At 66.3% G+C, this 17,316-nt stretch carries 15 protein-coding genes; 11 read left to right on the top strand and 4 right to left on the bottom strand.

Features of this window, described 5'->3' with window-relative positions; all coding sequences use genetic code 11:
- Positions 1–205 precede the first annotated feature (205 nt).
- Both V7Q53_RS17610 and V7Q53_RS17605 read left to right on the top strand, forming a co-directional pair.
- Positions 206–1,972 (top strand): divergent polysaccharide deacetylase family protein, encoded by a 1,767-nt coding sequence (locus V7Q53_RS17610; protein ID WP_333830035.1) that lies wholly within the window; start codon positions 206–208, stop codon positions 1,970–1,972.
- Between the two features lie 121 nt (positions 1,973–2,093).
- Positions 2,094–3,794 (top strand): cation:proton antiporter, encoded by a 1,701-nt coding sequence (locus V7Q53_RS17605; protein WP_333830034.1) that lies wholly within the window; start codon positions 2,094–2,096, stop codon positions 3,792–3,794.
- A gap of 109 nt (positions 3,795–3,903) precedes the next feature.
- Here the strand turns inward: V7Q53_RS17605 and V7Q53_RS17600 are convergent, their stop codons facing one another.
- A complete protein-coding gene (locus V7Q53_RS17600) occupies positions 3,904–4,230 on the bottom strand; it encodes a HesB/IscA family protein (RefSeq protein WP_333830033.1) in 327 nt (108 codons plus the stop codon).
- A 130-nt stretch (positions 4,231–4,360) separates the two neighbouring features.
- Here V7Q53_RS17600 and V7Q53_RS17595 point away from each other — a divergent pair, with 130 nt between their 5' ends.
- Entirely contained in the window at positions 4,361–5,572 is a 1,212-nt protein-coding gene (locus V7Q53_RS17595; protein ID WP_333830032.1) for a deoxyguanosinetriphosphate triphosphohydrolase, read from the top strand.
- Positions 5,573–5,607: 35 nt separating this feature from the next.
- Here V7Q53_RS17595 and V7Q53_RS17590 read toward each other — a convergent pair whose 3' ends face one another.
- Positions 5,608–6,486 (bottom strand): hypothetical protein, encoded by an 879-nt coding sequence (locus V7Q53_RS17590; RefSeq protein WP_333830031.1) that lies wholly within the window; start codon positions 6,484–6,486, stop codon positions 5,608–5,610.
- 208 nt (positions 6,487–6,694) lie between these two features.
- Here V7Q53_RS17590 and argS point away from each other — a divergent pair, with 208 nt between their 5' ends.
- The 6 genes from argS to V7Q53_RS17560 all read left to right on the top strand — a co-directional run bounded on the left by argS (position 6,695) and on the right by V7Q53_RS17560 (position 12,488).
- Entirely contained in the window at positions 6,695–8,437 is a 1,743-nt protein-coding gene (argS, locus tag V7Q53_RS17585; RefSeq protein WP_333830030.1) for an arginine--tRNA ligase, read from the top strand.
- Positions 8,438–8,547: 110 nt separating this feature from the next.
- Positions 8,548–9,534 carry an SPOR domain-containing protein gene (locus V7Q53_RS17580; RefSeq protein WP_333830029.1) on the top strand — a complete coding sequence of 329 codons (987 nt, stop codon included), beginning with the start codon at positions 8,548–8,550 and terminating at the stop codon, positions 9,532–9,534.
- 72 nt (positions 9,535–9,606) lie between these two features.
- The gene (locus V7Q53_RS17575; RefSeq protein WP_333830028.1) at positions 9,607–10,611 is read left to right on the top strand and encodes a glycoside hydrolase family 3 N-terminal domain-containing protein; all 1,005 of its coding nucleotides are present in this window, start codon (positions 9,607–9,609) and stop codon (positions 10,609–10,611) included.
- Positions 10,608–11,411 (top strand): segregation and condensation protein A, encoded by an 804-nt coding sequence (locus V7Q53_RS17570; protein ID WP_333830027.1) that lies wholly within the window; start codon positions 10,608–10,610, stop codon positions 11,409–11,411. The genes V7Q53_RS17575 and V7Q53_RS17570 overlap by 4 nt, the downstream gene beginning before the upstream one ends.
- Complete coding sequence (scpB, locus tag V7Q53_RS17565; RefSeq protein WP_333830026.1) at positions 11,408–12,079, top strand: SMC-Scp complex subunit ScpB; 672 nt, start codon at positions 11,408–11,410, stop codon at positions 12,077–12,079. The genes V7Q53_RS17570 and scpB overlap by 4 nt, the downstream gene beginning before the upstream one ends.
- Positions 12,080–12,215: 136 nt before the next feature.
- Positions 12,216–12,488: a glucose-6-phosphate isomerase gene (locus tag V7Q53_RS17560; RefSeq protein ID WP_333830025.1), complete on the top strand. Its 273-nt coding sequence runs from the start codon at positions 12,216–12,218 to the stop codon at positions 12,486–12,488.
- 244 nt (positions 12,489–12,732) lie between these two features.
- On the opposite strand, the gene V7Q53_RS17555 is transcribed toward V7Q53_RS17560, so the two are convergent.
- Positions 12,733–13,911: a PA0069 family radical SAM protein gene (locus tag V7Q53_RS17555; protein WP_333830024.1), complete on the bottom strand. Its 1,179-nt coding sequence runs from the start codon at positions 13,909–13,911 to the stop codon at positions 12,733–12,735.
- Positions 13,912–14,063: 152 nt separating this feature from the next.
- Between V7Q53_RS17555 and V7Q53_RS17550 the strand changes: the two genes are divergently transcribed.
- Positions 14,064–14,762 (top strand): corrinoid protein, encoded by a 699-nt coding sequence (locus V7Q53_RS17550; RefSeq protein ID WP_333830023.1) that lies wholly within the window; start codon positions 14,064–14,066, stop codon positions 14,760–14,762.
- A 153-nt stretch (positions 14,763–14,915) separates the two neighbouring features.
- Here V7Q53_RS17550 and V7Q53_RS17545 read toward each other — a convergent pair whose 3' ends face one another.
- On the bottom strand, positions 14,916–15,242 hold the full coding sequence (locus V7Q53_RS17545) for a hypothetical protein (protein ID WP_333830022.1): 327 nt from the start codon (positions 15,240–15,242) through the stop codon (positions 14,916–14,918).
- Positions 15,243–15,415: 173 nt separating this feature from the next.
- Between V7Q53_RS17545 and amaB the strand changes: the two genes are divergently transcribed.
- Positions 15,416–16,924, top strand: a complete 1,509-nt coding sequence (gene amaB / locus V7Q53_RS17540) for an L-piperidine-6-carboxylate dehydrogenase (RefSeq protein WP_333830021.1) — start codon at positions 15,416–15,418, stop codon at positions 16,922–16,924.
- Positions 16,925–17,316 lie beyond the last annotated feature (392 nt).

Raw genomic sequence — 17,316 nt, 5'->3', positions numbered from 1 at the left:
CGCCATGGCTGGGGCGCCGCGTGTCGGCGCGGTTTTTTGTGCGTATTTTCGGCAAGATGAAGGCGGGGGCCCGTAGCAAGGCGTGCTTCGGGCCCGGTGGGGCGGGACAGAACCGGTGGGGCGCGGGGGATCGTTAAAGGGGTGAAACCCGCGCGGTTAGGGTTTATACCGGGGCGCGGGACTGGTTTGTGGCAACGGGGGCGGGATGCGCGGTTTTATCAAAGGTATGGCGGTGGGTCTGGCAAGCTTCAGCCTTGGTTTCGCTGTGCTTTCCGTTGTGTATGAGCCGGTACCGGCCTCGCCGCTCGCCGTTGGACCTGAGGCCTTGCCGGAGCCTGACCGCAATGATTTCGGCAGTGAGTCCGGCAGTGACGCGGGTCATGACGGCCGTGAGGCGGAGGGTGTCGGGGTTGTGCATGAGGATGCGGAATCCGCGCCGGAGACGCCCGAACCCCTGATGCCGGGGGATGGAGAGCCTGTCGGCGGGGAGGCTGATCCGGCATCTGCTGCGCAGGAGGAAGAGCCGGTTGAATCGCTCGCTGAGCATGGCGACGCGGCGGTCAGCGACGATTCCGGTCTGGCGGGCGGTGTGGTGGGCACGTCTGGTGGTATTGACGGTGCTGCGTCGGAAGGGCGCGCGCGTGAGGTTGACGAGCCTGCGGCAGGGGACGAAGGGGCGGGTACGGAAGATCCGGTTGTCGCGCCCCTGTCAGAGGAGGCCCCGGCACGGACTGAACCTGAGCGGGAGCTTGGGGCGGAAAGCGTTGTGGGTCCTGAGAACGGGGAGCCGGAAAGCGCGATTGCCGGGCCGCAGGAAGCTCCGGAGCGGATGGCGGTGGCAGAGCCGGAGCCGGAAACGACGGGCGCGCCGGTTTCTGAGGCGGAGGGCGAGGCCGGGAGCCTTGCCGGACCGCAGGCAGGGGATGCGCCTGAAGCCGAAGCCGAAGCCTCATCCGCGCCTCAAGCGGTCCCGGCGCCTCCGGCGGCTGCGGAAACAGAAGCGACCCCTGAAGCGGCGTCCGAAGCGGCTGCGGCGCCTGAGCCGGAAGCGCCCTCAGAACCTGCGCCCCCACCTGATGTCGCGCCTGATACCGCCCCTGTGGTGCCGCCGGTGCTGCGCGCGGTGCCCACATCGCCCGGGCTGGACCGGGCGGTGGAGGGGGTGACGGTTGGTCGGCTGCCCAGCATCGGCCGGGCCCCGGCCACTGAAGAACGGGCAACCGAAGAACCGGCCCCCCGGGAACCGGCGGACGCCGCCGCCGGAACCGCCCCGCAGGCGGCATCGGGCTTGCCGCCCCTTCCCGCACGAGAGCGCAACGCCGCCGCCTATGACCCGGCGCCGGGCCCGCTTTTTGCCGTGATCCTGCTGGACGCCCCCGCCGACCCTGGCGCCGAAGCCGCGATTGTCGGCCTGCCGATGCCGGTTGCTGTGGCGCTGGACCCGCATGACCCTGATGCCCCCCGCCGCGCCCGCGCCTATCGGGCGGCGGGGCATGAGGTGCTTATTCTGTTGACGGGCCTGCCGATGGGGGCCACGACCTCGGATCTGGAAGTGACCTTTGACGCATGGTTCCGCGCGCTGCCCGAGGCGGTGGCATTGCTGGAATCGCCCGAGGGCGGGTTTCAGGGCAACCGGGGGATGGCGCAGGCGATCATGCCGTTTCTGAATGCCGACGGGTACGGGCTGATCACCTTTGAGCGCGGCCTGAATCCGGTGCAGCAAAGCGCCGCCAGTGCCGGTGTTGCCAGTACCAGCGTTTTCCGGGTGATTGATGGCGACGATGAAAACCAGTTCGTCATCCGCCGCTATCTGGACCGCGCCACCTTCCGCGCCCAGCAGGAGGGGCGCGTGGTGGTGGTGGGCCGTGCCGCCAACCCTGAGACCATCGACGGGCTGATCGGCTGGCGGATGGAGGGGCGCGCGGGGCAGGTGGCCATTGTGCCGGTGTCCGCAACCCTGCGTCTGCCCTGAACGGAACAGTGGTTTCGCTTGCCCGCCCGCCTGCCGCATGCCATTGAAAACGGGCGGGTAACCGGCGCACCGGCAGGGATGCGGCAGCGGCGGGATGCGCGCTCAGAATGGACGGACGCGCATGGCTGGTATCGAATTTTCCTCGGTTTTCTATGAAATTGCGGTGCTGGTGCTGCTGGCCGCCGTTCTGGGGCTGATTGGCCTGTCGCTGCGCCAGCCGCTTGTGGTGGCCTTCATCGCCGCCGGTATCCTTGCCGGGCCGGATGTGCTGGGCCTTGTGCGCTCTGAGGATTTCATTGCGCTCCTGAGCCAGATCAGCATCGCGGTGCTGCTGTTCCTTGTGGGGCTGAAGCTGGATGTCGGTCTGGTGCGCAACCTTGGCAAGGTGGCGGTGGCGACCGGACTGGGGCAGGTGGGTTTCACCGCTGCCATCGGCTTTGCTCTGTGCCTTGTGATGGGCATTGACTGGCTGACGGCGGTGTATATTGCCGTGGTGCTGACCTTTTCCTCGACCATCATCATCGTGAAACTGCTGTCTGACAAGCAGGAGATCGACTCGCTGCACGGCAAGATCGCGCTGGGTTTTCTCATCGTGCAGGATATTTTCGTGGTGCTGGCGATGGTCGTGGTCTCGGCCATCGGGCTGGGCGCGGTGGAGGAGGGCGGCGGCGGCAGTCTGGTGTTTCTGACGCTGGGCGCGCTGGGGATGCTGGCGTTCGTCTATGGCTTCATCCGGTATCTGGCCAACCCGCTGCTGCAGGTGATTGCGCGTTCGTCCGAACTGCTGGTGATCTTCGCTGTGGGCTGGGCGGCGGGCTTTGCGGCGGTGGCAGACTGGATCGGGCTGGGCAAGGAGCTGGGCGGGCTGCTTGCCGGGGTTTCGCTGGCCTCGACCCCGATGCGCGACGCGATCAGCGCGCGGCTGGCGAGCCTGCGCGATTTCCTGCTGCTGTTCTTCTTTCTCAGCCTCGGCGCGGGGCTGGACCTGTCAACGCTTGGTGCGCAGGTCGGCCCGGCGATTGTGCTGTCGCTTTTCGTGCTGATCGGTAACCCTCTGATCGTGCTCGCGATCATGGGGTATATGGGCTACCGCAAGCGTACCGGGTTTCTGGCCGGGCTGACGGTGGCGCAGATCTCGGAGTTCTCGCTGATCTTCATGGCCATGGGGATCGCGCTGGGCCATGTCACCGAACAGGCGATGGGGCTGGTGACGCTGGTCGGTCTGGTGACGATCGCGCTGTCGGTCTACATGATCACCTGGTCGCACAAGCTTTATGCGCTGTGCGAGCCGCTTCTGAGCCTGTTCGAGCGGCGCAAACCGTTCCGGGAACTGGAAGAGGACAGCCCGGATCAGGGGCGCGGGCATTATGACTTCATCATTCTGGGGCTGGGGCGGTATGGCTGCCGGATCGGTCAGGGGCTCCGGGCCAAGGGCTTCCGGCTGCTGGGCGTCGATTTCGACCCCGAGGCGCTGCGCCGCTGGCGTTCCATGGGGATGGACGCGCATTTCGGCGATGCAACCGACCCAGAATTCGTGGGGCATCTGCCGCTTTCGGGCGTGAAGGGCGTCATCTCCGCCGTGCCGCGCAGCAGGGGGCCGCTGACCGAGGCCGATGGCCATGCGGCGCTGCTTCAGGCGCTCAGGGCGGCGGGTTTCGGGCGGGAAGTGGCGGTGACGGTAAACCAGCTTGAAGAGGGGGAAGCGTATCGCCATCTGGGTGCAACGCTGATCCTTGCGCCCTTTGACGATGCCGCCGACGGCGCGGTGCGCAAGATCATGCATGAGGGTGAGGCAGAGGCAGAGACAGCCGAGCGGCGCTGAAGCGCTGCCGCGAAAAGCGGCATTGGCCGGGACCAGGCGCAACAGGGTGCAGCTTTCGGGTTGGGGAGGAAGAAAGGCCCTTCGAAGGGCCTTTCCCACTTCGGGGCTTCTACATCGAGAAGCTGATGCCGCAGCCGCAGCTTGATGCGGCATTGGGATTGTCGATCATGAACCGCGCGCCGATCAGTTCTTCCGAGAAATCAATCACCGAATTGGACAGGAAGGGCAGCGAGACCGGGTCGATTACCACCTTCTGCCCCTTGCTCTCAAGCACCAGATCGTCACCGGCGATTGCATCGAGCGTGATCTCGTACTGGAAGCCTGAGCATCCTCCGCCCGCCACGGCGACACGCAAGACCTGCGCCTCGCCCGTTTCCTCGGCGATCTCGGCAAGGCGCTCAAAAGCGCGTTCTGTAACCTTTGGGGGCAGGTTCATGGATTTTCGTCGTTTTCCTGTAACTTCAAGCCAGATATAAGCGAGCCATGGCGATGCGGCAAGCCCGGACCCCGGCCTGAATGCCCGGCCCGCGCGCTGCCAGCGCCCCTGACAAGGAAGATATCACTGCATGAGCGCCTTTGCCCCCTATGCCGCCGATCCTGACCGTTCGCGCGGGCGGCTGCACGCCGAGCGCATCTCGACCTTCCGCTCACCCTTTCAGCGCGACCGTGACCGGATCATCCATTCCTCGGCCTTTCGCCGGCTCAAGCACAAGACGCAGGTTTTCATCGAGCATGAGGGCGATTATTACCGCACCCGCCTGACCCATTCGATCGAGGTGGCGCAGGTTGCGCGCACGCTGGCCACCGCGCTTGGCCTCAACACCGATCTGGCCGAGGCCATCGCGCTGGCGCATGATCTGGGCCATACCCCCTTCGGTCATACCGGCGAGGATGCGCTGGCCGCCCTGATGGAGCCCTATGCGGGTTTTGATCACAACGCTCAGGCCCTGCGCATCGTTACCCGGCTGGAGCGCCATTATGCCGAGTTCGACGGGCTTAACCTGACCTGGGAAACGCTGGAAGGCATCGCCAAGCACAACGGCCCGCTGATGGGGGCCGATGGCGCGCCGCTGAAGGGGGCGTTGCCGCTGGCGTTGACCGAATACAACGCGCTGCATGATCTGGACCTGCACACCCATGCCAGTGCCGAGGCGCAGGTGGCGGCGATTGCCGATGACGTGGCCTATAACCACCATGACCTGCACGACGGCCTGCGCTCAGGCCTGTTCGATGAGGACGATCTGATGCAACTGCCCATCACCGGCCCCGCCTTTGCCGAGGTGGATGCGCTCTATCCCGGCCTTGAGCGGATGCGCAGGCGCCATGAGGCGCTGCGCCGGGTGTTTGGCACCATGGTCGAGGATGTGATCGCGGTCGCCCGCCACCGGCTGGAGGCCGCCGAACCGGCTGATGCGGATGCCGTGCGCGATCTGGGGGTCACGATCATCCGCTTCTCGGACCGGCTGTTCCGCGAGCTCAAGGTGATCCGCCAGTTCCTGTTCACCCGCATGTATCGTGCGCCGCGCGTGGTGGCGATGCGCGCCGAGGTCACCGATGTCGTGCATGACCTGTTCACCCTCTACCTGCGCAGCCCCGGCCATCTGCCCGGCGAATGGCGCGAAGATGTCGCCGCCGCCCGCGACGAGGCGGCGCTGGCGCGGATCGTGGCCGATTATGTGGCGGGCATGACCGACCGTTTCGCCCTGCAGGAACATGCGCGGCTTCTGGGCTCAGACGCCGCGCGGTTCACACGCTATATGGTTTCCGGGCGCGAATAGGGGCGCGGGCCAAACAGGTTGCAGCCCCGGCGGTGTCAGGATTTGCCCAGAACCGCCTGCCAGTAGCGGGTCAGATGCGGATAGTTCCAGCGTGTCTTGTAGTGCTTGTAATGGATCACATCCCCCATGCGGGCGTTGACCAGTTCCTTGGGTTTCAGCTCTTCGCCCTGATACGAGATGATCGCCTGACGCGCGCGCCGCGCTCTGACCCAGGGCAGTCTGTCTTTCAGCTGTGCCAGCCACAGCATTGGCGCCATGTATTCCTGGGTGAACTTGATTGCCACATCACGGGGAAAGACCCGGCTGACATGGCGCGCGGCATGGGAAATGATCTTTTCATTCCCCTCATCGTAAAGATGGCGCAACAGATCAGGCAACTGGCCCGGATTTTCCAGATAGCGGGGGAAATCCACCAGAAACCTGTCTGTGATCCCGTGCCAGTCTTCGACGTAGAAGGCCATGACCGCGGTATTGCCAAGATAGTATCGCTCGGGGTCTATCCGGTGGACAAGGCCACTGAACCGCCAGTGCGGCACCAGATGGCGTTGCAGCATATACAGGCCCCGCCGCTTGCGCAGGCACTCGACCAGCCGCGCCACATCGCCTGACACGGAGCTGTCGAGGTCAATGTAGATCGTCGGCACGCCTGTAGCCAGCTGCCCCCTGAGGAACATCGACATTTTGAGAAGGGAGCCGCCGCGCCCCGTCATGGTGGCGACAGGCACCCCCAGATCAGGAAAAGGCCGGATCTGCACCCGGGGGTCGATACCGTCAGCGCTGTCAGTGAAGCAGATGAAGGTGACCGGCAGTGATGCATGCGCCGCCACACCATCCACCAGCCCGTTCACATACTCAGGGCCGAATTTGGTGCCCCATTTTACAAAGACAATCTGAACAGGGGTGTCATCATTCATAGGTCTGGTCCTCTCAGCACGCAGCGGTTATCGCGCAAAGCCGGGGAAGGGGCCAGCACGAAAACCAGCCCCCTCCCGGGAAGGGGCCGGAGCGCGTTGACCTGCTGTCGGCCCGGCCCCCGTCGCAAAATCAGGCGTTGCGCCTGTGCACGGAGATTGACCTTGGCGTTTGCCATGGTAGTGCAGGGGCAATCAGAGGATCGATGACATGAACCTGTTCAATGATATCCGCGCGCTCGTGCTGGACTGCCTGCAATCCATGACGGTGCAGGGCGCATTGCCCGAGGGGCTGGACCTGTCTGCCGTCACTGTGGAGCCGCCGCGCGACGCTGCGCATGGCGATATGGCGACCAATGCCGCGATGGTGCTGGCCAAGCCCGCCGCGATGAAACCGCGCGAGATCGCCGAGGCGCTGGCGCAATGCCTGCGCGCCGATCCGCGCATCCTGTCAGCCGAGGTGGCCGGGCCGGGCTTTCTGAACCTGCGCCTTGCGCCTGCTGTCTGGCAATCGGTGGTCGGGGCGGCGCTGCGTTCGGGGCGCGATTTCGGGCGCACCGCGCTGGGTGCCGGGCAGAAGGTCAATGTCGAGTTTGTGAGCGCCAACCCCACCGGCCCGATGCATGTGGGCCATGCCCGTGGCGCGGTCTTCGGCGATGCGCTGGCCGCCCTGCTGGATTTCGCGGGCTGGCAGGTGACGCGCGAATACTACATCAACGACGGCGGCGCGCAGGTCGATGTGCTGGCGCGATCGGCCTATGAGCGCTACCGCGAGGCGCATGGCCTGTCGCCCGAGATTGCCGAGGGCCTCTATCCCGGCGATTACCTGATCGAGGTCGGCGAGGCGCTCAAGGCCGAATATGGGGATCGTTTCCTCAACCAGCCCGAAAGCGAATGGCTGGAGATTATCCGCGATGACGCTACCGCGCGGATGATGGCCATGATCCGCGCCGATCTGGCCGCGCTGGGCGTGAAGATGGATGTGTATTCCAGCGAGAAGGCGCTTTACGGCACCGGCCGGATCGAGGCCGCGCTGGAATCGCTGCGGGCGCAGGGCCTGATCTATGAAGGGGTGCTGGAGCCGCCCAAGGGCAAGACGCCCGAAGACTGGGAACCGCGCGAGCAGACCCTTTTCCGCTCAACGGCGCATGGCGACGATGTTGACCGCCCGGTGAAGAAATCGGATGGCGGCTGGACGTATTTCGCCCCCGATATCGCCTATCACTTCGACAAGATCGAGCGTGGCTTTGATGCGCTTATCGACATTTTCGGCGCCGATCACGGCGGCTATGTCAAACGCATGAAGGCCGCTGTTTCGGCGCTTTCCGGCGGGCGGGTGCCGCTGGATATCAAGCTTGTCCAGCTGGTGAAGCTGTACAAGAACGGCGAGCCCTTCAAGATGTCGAAGCGCGCGGGCACCTTTGTCACCCTGCGCGACGTGGTGGAGATGGTGGGCGCCGATGTCACCCGCTTTGTCATGCTGACCCGCAAGAACGACGCGCCGCTTGATTTCGATTTCGACAAGGTGCTGGAGCAGTCGCGCGACAACCCGGTGTGGTATGTGCAATACGCCCATGCGCGCATTGCCTCGGTCCTGCGCAAGGCTGCTGAGGCCGGGGTCGATACCTCGGATGCGGCGCTGGCCGGGCTGGCGCTGGACGGGCTGGACCATCCGACCGAGCTGGCGCTGATCCGCAAGCTGGGTGACTGGCCGCGTCAGGTGGAGATTGCGGCGCGCGCGAACGAGCCGCATCGCATCGCGGGCTTCCTCTCTGAGCTGGCCAGCGACCTGCATACCCACTGGAATCGCGGCAATGATGAGCCCGGTTTGCGCTTCATTCAGGACGACAAAGCAACAATGGCCGCAAAAATTGCGCTTGCGCGTGCCGTGGGCGTTGTCATTTCCGCAGGTCTTGGTATCCTTGGCGTTACTCCGGTCGAGGAAATGCGCTGAATTACAGGCCAGCGCAGGCAGGAGGACGGCAGATCCGGGCTGATCCGGGTTCTGACGCGAGAAATTGACAGCCAAGACCGGGACCAACCCGGCTGGTTCGAGAGGCGAGCATGGCACAGTTGCATTTTGATGCATACCATGCCCCGGGACAGACGCAGCAGGGCACGGTTGAGCCGTTGCGTGTGGGGTTGATGGTGAATGTGGTCGGCGCGGTCCTGTCGGTCGCGCTTTTGGCCGGGGTCGGCGTATGGAGCTACCGGTTGATGGTGCGCGACGTTTCGGGCGTGCCGGTGATCCGGGCGCTGGAAGGGCCGATGCGGGTTTCCCCGGAAGATCCGGGCGGGCGTCAGGCGGCGTATCAGGGGCTGGCGGTCAACGCCATCGCCGCTGAAGGCAGCGCGGGGGCGGCTGCCGACGAGATCGTTCTGGCCCCCGGCCCTGTTGAACTGGCATCCGGCGACCGGCCGGTGGCAGCACTCCCCACACCGGCACCTTCGCAGCCCGCGCAGAACATGCAGCCTGCCGTGGCTGTGTACAATGCCGTGGCCGAGGCCTCTTTTCCTGTGCAGGCGACCCCCGCCTCACTAACGCTGGAGTCGCTGGAGCCGCTTGATCTGGTTCCGAGCAGCACACCTGGTATTGCGCGCTCGCCGGTGCCGCCCCGGCGGCCCACCTCCTCGGCGGCAGCGGTGCAGATGGCATCGGTGCAGACAACAAACACGCCGTCCATGAGTGATGCCGGTGCATCATCAGGGCGCGACGCGCAGGCCGAAGCGGTTCTTGTCGAACTCGCCACGCGGCTGGCCCCCGCGCGCCATGTTGATGTCGATCCCTCCAGCCTGACTCCGGGCACCCGGCTGGTGCAACTGGGCGCCTATGACGACGAACCCGCCGCGCGCGAGGCCTGGGAGGCGCTTGCGGGCCGCTTCTCGGCCCATCTTGACGGGCCCGGGCGGATCATCGAACCGGCAACCTCGGGCGGGCGCACCTTCTACCGGCTGCGCGCGCATGGTTTCGACGATGAGCCCGAGGCGCGGCGCTTCTGCGCTGTCTTGCTGGCCGAAAACGCCGATTGCATCCCGGTGCTGATCCGGTAACCCCCTGGATCTCTGACCGGGGGCGGGAGCCTCCGGCGGGGATATTTATCGGACAGAAAATGGAGCGGGCGGATGCAGGCGGAAGCGCTGGGGGCAACGATATTCGGTTGTTCGGGGACGGTTCTGCACGCCGATGAGGCGCGGTTTTTCGCCCGGGCGCGCCCCTGGGGTTTCATCCTGTTCCGCCGCAATGTCGAAAACGCCGCGCAGCTTCAGGCCCTTTGCGCGGAACTGCGCAGTGCCGTGGGGCGCGATGCGCCGGTGTTCATGGATCAGGAAGGCGGCACGGTGCAGCGGCTGCGCCCGCCACTGGCGCGTGACTGGCCCGATGCCCGCCAGCAGCGCGGCGGCGCGCGGGCGGTCTGGCTGCGTCACCGGCTGATGGCGGCCGAGTTGCGCGCGGTGGGCGTGGACGGGAACTGTGCGCCGGTGATCGACGTGGCCGGCCCTGCCACCCACCCTTTCCTGCAGCGCCGCATCTGGGGCGCTGATCCGCAGCGGGTGGCCGAACTGGGCCGCGCGGCGGCGGAGGGGTTGCTGGCGGGCGGGGTTCTGCCGGTGATCAAGCATCTGCCCGGCCACGGCGCGGGCAATGCCGACAGCCACCACGATCTGCCGCGCGTTCCGCTGTCGCTGGCGGCGCTGGAGGCGCGCGATTTCATCCCGGTCAAGGCGCTGGCCGATCTGCCGCTGGGGATGAGCGCGCATGTCGTCTATGACGCACTGGACCCTTTGCTGCCTGCCACCGTCTCGCCCACCGTGATCGCCCATCTGCGCGGCGCGCTGGGGTTTGGCGGGCTGCTCATGACCGATGACATTGGCATGAATGCGCTGGGCGGCAGCATGGCCGCGCGCACGGGCGCCGCGCTGGCGGCGGGCTGCGACGTGGTGCTGCATTGCTCGGGCGATCCGGGCGAGATGGCGGGCGTGGCTGACGCCGCCGGGCAGCTGGAGGGCGCCGCGCAGGCCAGGGCTGCGGCGGCGCTGGCTGCGCGGCATGACCCCTGCGCGATTGACATTGCCGCGCTTGAAGCCGAACTTGAAGCCCTGAGCGGGGATGCGGAAGGGCAGGTATGAGCGAGGCGCAGGACGAAGCGGGCTGGGGCGAGGACAACATTGCCGCGCGCATCGAGGCCGAGGCGCTGATCGTCGATGTTGACGGCTATGAGGGGCCGCTGGACCTGCTGCTGACCCTTTCGCGACGCCAGAAGGTTGACCTGCGGCGCATCTCGGTGCTGCAACTGGCCGAGCAGTATCTGCGTTTCGTCGAGGCCGCGCGCGCCCTGCGCATTGAACTGGCCGCCGACTATCTGGTGATGGCGGCCTGGCTGGCCTATCTGAAATCCCGCCTGCTGTTGCCGCCGGAACCGGGCGAAGAGGGCCCCTCGGGCGAGGAACTGGCCGCGCATCTGGCCTTTCAGCTTGAGCGCCTCAATGCCATGCGCGAGGCCGCCGCACGGCTGATGGGCCGTGACCGGCTGGGGCGCGATTTCTTCGTGCGCGGCGCGCCCGAGACCGTTTCCATCCGCCGTCAGACCCATTTTACCGCGACACTTCTGGAACTGATGCAGGCCTATGCCCGCCTGCGCACCCGCGATGACTTTCGCCCCTATGCCTTTGACCGCACCGATGTCTACCCGCTGGAAACCGCGCTGGAGCGGCTGCGCGGGATGATCGGCCATGGCGGCGACTGGGCCGATCTGGCTGGCTTTTTGCCGCCGGGCTGGCGTGCGGCGGGGGCGCGGCGGCGCTCGGCGCTGGCCTCGACCTTTGCGGCCTCGCTGGAGCTGGTGAAACAGGGGCAGGCGGAACTGCGCCAGTCTGACACCTTTGCGCCGATCATGCTGCGCCCGCGCCGGGAGGGGGGGGCGGCATGAGCGAGGAGACGCGCCATCCGGGCGCCGTGGAAGCGGCGATGCCCAGCCTGTTCCCCGCGCCGCCCATGGCCGAGGTCGAGCGGATGATCGAGGCGGTGCTCTTTGCAAGCGCCGACCCCGTCACCATTGCGGAGCTGGAAACGCGCCTGCCGCAGGGCAGCGACGTGCCCGAGGCGCTGCAGCATCTGCGCTCGCGCTACAGCGGGCGGGGGGTGCATCTGGTGCGGGTGGGCGATGGCTGGGCGATGCGCACCGCACCGGATCTGGGTTGGCTGATGCACAAGGAGCAGGTGGAAACCCGCCGCCTGAGCCGCGCTGCCATCGAGACGCTGGCGATCATCGCCTATCACCAGCCCGTCACCCGCGCCGAGATCGAGGAAATCCGCGGCGTGGCGCTGTCACGGGGTACGATCGACCAGTTGCTGGAACTGGAATGGATCCGGCTGGGGCGGCGGCGGATGACGCCGGGGCGGCCCGTGACTTTCGTGGTGACCGAGGGCTTCCTTGACCATTTCGGGCTGGAAAGCGCGCGCGATCTGCCGGGGCTGAAGGAACTGCGCGCGGCAGGGCTGCTGGACAGCCGGCCGATGCCCGGCGCCGCTGCCGCTGCCAGCGCGGACGACGATGAGGCCGCCCCCGCCGGACAGAGCGAGCTTTTCGAGGATTGAGCGGGGGTTATTGGCGGATCGCCGCCGGTTTTTCCAACAACTTCGCGTGAAGGTTGGGTGAGGGCTTCTGCCCGGGGCGCGGATCGCCTAGGCTGGCAGTAATGCCCGTGTTCAGGGCGTAATGAAGGAGAGTTCCATGAAGAAACTTACAGCTGTCGTTGCCATCACCGCCGGGCTGGCCCTGTCGGCCTGCACGATGAATTCCAACGAGCGGATGGTGCTGGGTGGCGTCGGCGGCGCGGGCGCAGGCCTGTTGACGGCGAACCTGCTGCAAGCCAACAGCAACTGGACGATGCTGGCAGTGCTCGGCGGGGCTGCGGCCGGTGCGCTGGTGGCACGCAACACGGCGACCAACGAATGTGCCTATGCGCGTGGCGACGGCACCTATCGGGTTGCGGCCTGCAGGTAAACCCGGCGGGGAAGAAGGGGGCTGCCGCCCCCTCTGGCCTGTGGCCATTCACCCCGGCGCGTATTTTAGGCAAGATGAAGGGGCGCGGTCTTTCGGGACGGCGCCCTTTTGCTTTTTCCGGAATGCTCGGCGCATGCCGTGACCTTGCGTGCGGCAAAGGGAGAGGGAGCGGGGGCTGGCCCTGTTGCGGCGTAACCCGCTCTGGCTTTTGTGAGGCCTTGGCGGGGCGACATGGCTGGGGCGGTCAGAAAAGCGAGAGCTGCGCATCCGGTTCAGGGCCGCGGCCCCTGGCGGGGCGGGTAGGCGTCTGGCTGACGTTCCGGCCATCAGATGCGCCTTGTTCCCGCACTGGCGGGGTGAAAAGCGTACAGTCCAGCGGTGGCAGGCTGTCGGCATAGCCCATACGGCGGCGCGCGAGTTTGACGCGGCGCGACAGCAGCATCGCCAGCGGCCCCGAGCCGCGGAAGCGCGAGCCGAAGCGCGGATCATTGACCTTTCCGCCGCGCATCTCGGCCAGTTGCCGCATGACCTTGGCCGCGTGATGGGGCCGGTGGCGGGCGAGCCAGTCCTGAAACAGGCTGCTGACCTCATGCGGCAGGCGCAGCAGGCTCCACCATGCTGTCTGCGCACCGGCGTCGCGCGCCGCCTGAAGGATTGATTCCAGCTCATGATCCGTCAGCCCGGGAATGACCGGCGCCAGCATCAGCCCCACCGGCACCCCAGCCGCCCGCAATGTGGTGATGGTCTGCAACCGCCGCGCCGGGCTGGGTGCGCGCGGCTCCATCGCGCGGGAAAGGCCTGCATCCAGCGTGGTGATGGATATCCCCACCTCGACAAGGTTGAGCGCCGCCATTTCCGCAAGGATATCAACATCGCGCGCGATCAGCGCGCCGCGCGTGGTGATGGTGACCGGGTGGCGGCAGTCGCGCAGCACTTCCAGAAGGGCGCGGGTGATGCGGTGCTGCGCCTCGATCGGTTGCCAGGGATCGGTGTTGGACCCCAGCGCGAGCGGCGCCACGCGGTAGCCCTTGCGCCCCAGTTCGCGCGCCAGCACCTGCGGCGCATCCGGCCGCGCCACCAGCCGGGTTTCAAAATCCAGCCCCGGCGAGAGGCCGAGATAGCTGTGGGTGGGGCGGGCGTAGCAATAGATGCAGCCATGTTCGCAGCCGCGATAAGGGTTTACCGCGCGGTCAAAGCCCAGATCGGGCGATGTGTTCCAGGAGATGACGCTGCGCGGACGCTCGATGGCGACGTCGCGCAGCTGTGTGCGTTCCTCTTCCGGGATGTCCCAGCCATCATGCTGCCATTCCCGGCTCAGCCCCTCGAACCGGCCCGGCGGTTGCGCAACCGTGCCGCGCGCGGGTGCGCGCAGCGCCGGGTCGCTGGCGGGCAGGGGGGCAGGGGGCGGCGGCTGTCTGGACATTGCCAGATCATGAACGAAGGGGGAACATTTCGCAATACCCCGCAGAGCGGTGAAGCCGCGCTGTCGCCTTTCAATCCGCGCAGGTCGGAAACCGGACAGTCGCCCCGCGCAAACTGGCGCATTGAGCAAGGAGCAACCGAGTGGAGCGCGCCATGGCCGAAGACGACGAGATCATCCTGTCGGAGCTTGATGACGACGAGCTGGTTCAGCAGATGATGGATGACCTCTATGACGGTCTCAAGGATGAGATCGAAGAGGCCGTCAATATCCTGCTGGCGCGCGGCTGGACGCCCTATGACGTGCTCACCAAGGCGTTGGTGGCCGGCATGACCATCGTCGGCCATGATTTCCGCGATGGCATCCTGTTCGTGCCCGAAGTGCTGCTGGCGGCCAATGCGATGAAGGCCGGGATGTTCATTCTCAAGCCGTTGCTGGTGGAAACCGGCGCGCCGCGGATGGGCAAGATGGTGATCGGCACCGTGAAGGGCGATATCCACGATATCGGCAAGAACCTTGTCGGCATGATGATGGAGGGCGCCGGGTTCGAGGTGGTCGATCTGGGCATCAACAACCCGGTGGAGAAATACATCGAGGCGCTGGAGGCCGAAGGTGCCGATATCCTTGGCATGTCAGCTCTGCTGACCACGACCATGCCCTATATGAAGGTGGTCATCGACACGCTGAAGGAAAAAGGCATGCGCGAGGATTACATCGTTCTGGTCGGCGGCGCGCCGCTGAACGAGGAATTCGGCCGTGCCATCGGCGCCGATGCCTATTGCCGCGATGCCGCTGTGGCGGTGGAGACGGCCAAGCAGTTCGTGGCCCGCAAACACAACCGTCTGACGGCCTGAAGCAGTTCCGGCATAGGGAGTAGCAGGGGGCTTCGCGCCCCCTTGGCGCGTTGGCTCGCCCCCGCGCGATATCTAGGGGACGCGCCGGGGCGCAGCGAAAAGCCCCCGGTTTCCCGGGGGCTTCAGGCCTTGCATCTGTAGGGGTCTTCCGGATTATTCCAGCGTGTAGCTGCCCAGCTCGCAGATATTCACCTGATCTTCGACCTCGTCGCCATCGGCGAACACCATCAGGAAGTCATAGTCGCAGTTCGCGCGGCCGTCGGCGATCAGCACATCGACCGAATAGCCCGATTCCAGCACATCCGCGCCGAGGATATCCTCTTCCCAGTCACCGACGGTGACGGGGGAGGCATAAAACTCGACCAGCGTGTAGCCGGTGCGGTTGATCAGGGTGAACATCATATCCTGCGCGAGGGCAGGGGCCGTGAATGCCCAGGCCGCTGCCACCAGGGCAGCCGCGCGCAGTGCGAGGGTTCTCATGAGAAGATCTCCGGTTATGAGTGGATTATGGAGATGAATCGGTAGCACTGCCCGATGAACAAAGGAAGAGGGATGATTGGTGCGCGCCCGCAGGCAGGTCTTTTTGGGGCGCGCCCCCTTTCCTTTCCCTCTCGTCCCGTCCTATCGTCGCGCGCGAAAGACGACAGGAGAAAATGATGACCACCCTTGCCACCGCCGCCGAGATACTGAATGCCTGCGGGCTGAAACCCGCCGCCTTGTCCGGCGGCAGCCTGACTGTGCATTCGCCCATCGACGGGGCGCAGATTGCGGCACTGGCGCCGACGCCGGTCGCAGATATTCCGGCGATCCGCGCGCGCTCGGTGGCTGCGTTCGGGGCCTGGCGCAAGGTGCCCGCCCCGCGCCGGGGTGAGCTGGTGCGCCTGCTGGGCGAAGAGCTGCGCGCCGCCAAGGACGCCCTGGGCGCGCTGGTGACACTGGAGGCGGGCAAGATCACCTCGGAGGGGCTGGGCGAGGTGCAGGAGATGATCGACATCTGCGACTTCGCCGTGGGCCTGTCGCGCCAGCTTTACGGGCTGACCATCGCCTCGGAACGCCCGGGGCATGTGATGCGCGAGACCTGGCACCCGCTGGGGCCCTGCGCGGTGATCACGGCGTTCAACTTCCCGGTGGCGGTATGGTCATGGAACGCGGCGCTGGCGCTGGTCTGCGGCAATCCGGTGATCTGGAAGCCCTCGGACAAGACACCGCTGACCGCGATGGCCTGTATGGAAATCTTCAACCGGGCGGTGGCGCGCTTTGGTGCGGACGCGCCGGAAGGGCTGATGCAACTGGTGCTCGGTCAGGCTGAGCAGGGCGCGGCACTGGTGAGCGCAACCGATATCCCGCTGGTCTCGGCCACCGGCTCCACCCGGATGGGGCGGATTGTCGGGCCGAAGGTGGCAGAGCGCTTTGGCCGCTCGATCCTGGAGCTGGGCGGCAACAATGCGATGATCGTCGCGCCCTCGGCCGATATCGATATGGCGGTGCGCGGGATCGTCTTTTCGGCGGTGGGCACGGCGGGGCAGCGCTGCACCTCGCTGCGCCGGCTGATCGTGCATGAAAGCATCGCCGACGATCTGGTGGCAAAGCTGGTCAAGGCCTATGCCAGCCTGCCGGTGGGCGACCCCCGTGCACCGGGCACACTGGTCGGGCCGCTGATCGACGCGGGATCGCTGGAGCGGATGCAGGCGGCGCTGGAGCGCGCGCGGGCCGAAGGCGGCACGGTCCATGGCGGCGCGGTTTCCGATGCCGGGCCGAAGGGCGGCGCCTATGTCGCGCCCGCGCTGGTCGAAATGCCGGGGCAGACCGGCGTGGTGCGCGAGGAAACCTTCGCGCCGATCCTCTATGTGATGCGCTACAGCACGTTCGATGAGGCGCTGGCGCTGCAGAACGACGTGCCGCAGGGCCTGTCATCGTGCATCTTCACGCTGAACCTGCGCGAGGCCGAGGCCTTTTTGCAGGAATCGGATTGCGGAATCGCCAATGTGAACATCGGCCCCTCGGGTGCCGAGATCGGCGGGGCGTTCGGTGGCGAGAAGGAAACCGGCGGCGGGCGCGAAAGCGGGTCGGACGCGTGGAAAGGCTATATGCGCCGCGCGACGAATACGGTCAATTATTCCGACGCATTGCCGCTGGCCCAAGGGGTCCGATTCGACCTTTGAACTGCGTGCCGCGCCGCAGGCAGTGACCTGACGGGAAAAAGGTTTGGGGGCTCTGCCCCCGCCCGTCCATCTGCGCTGGCCGGACTCCCCCGGGATATTTCTGAACAGGTGAAGCAGGGGCGCGGCGCCCCTTTCATCTTGCCGGAAATACGCGGGGGGTGAGCGGCGTCTCGGGGGCCTTCCAGTGGAAGGCCCCAGCCGCGAACGCCGAGCCCGTGGCGAGGCCGGGGAATGGGCCGCAGGCCCAGAGGGGGCGAAGCCTCCTGACTTCTGAAGAACAGAATCGGGGGCGAAGCCCGCTGTTGTTTTTGAAAAGAGAGGGGCGCAGCCGCCTCAAGGTAAGCGGTCGCTGGCCCCCACTGTCGGCTTAGCTTGACGGCTTGAAGTTCCAC

Origin of the sequence: Pararhodobacter sp. (genome assembly GCF_036802785.1) — a bacterium.
Lineage (GTDB): Bacteria > Pseudomonadota > Alphaproteobacteria > Rhodobacterales > Rhodobacteraceae > Pararhodobacter.
This window is presented reverse-complemented; position numbering and strand designations above follow the sequence as displayed.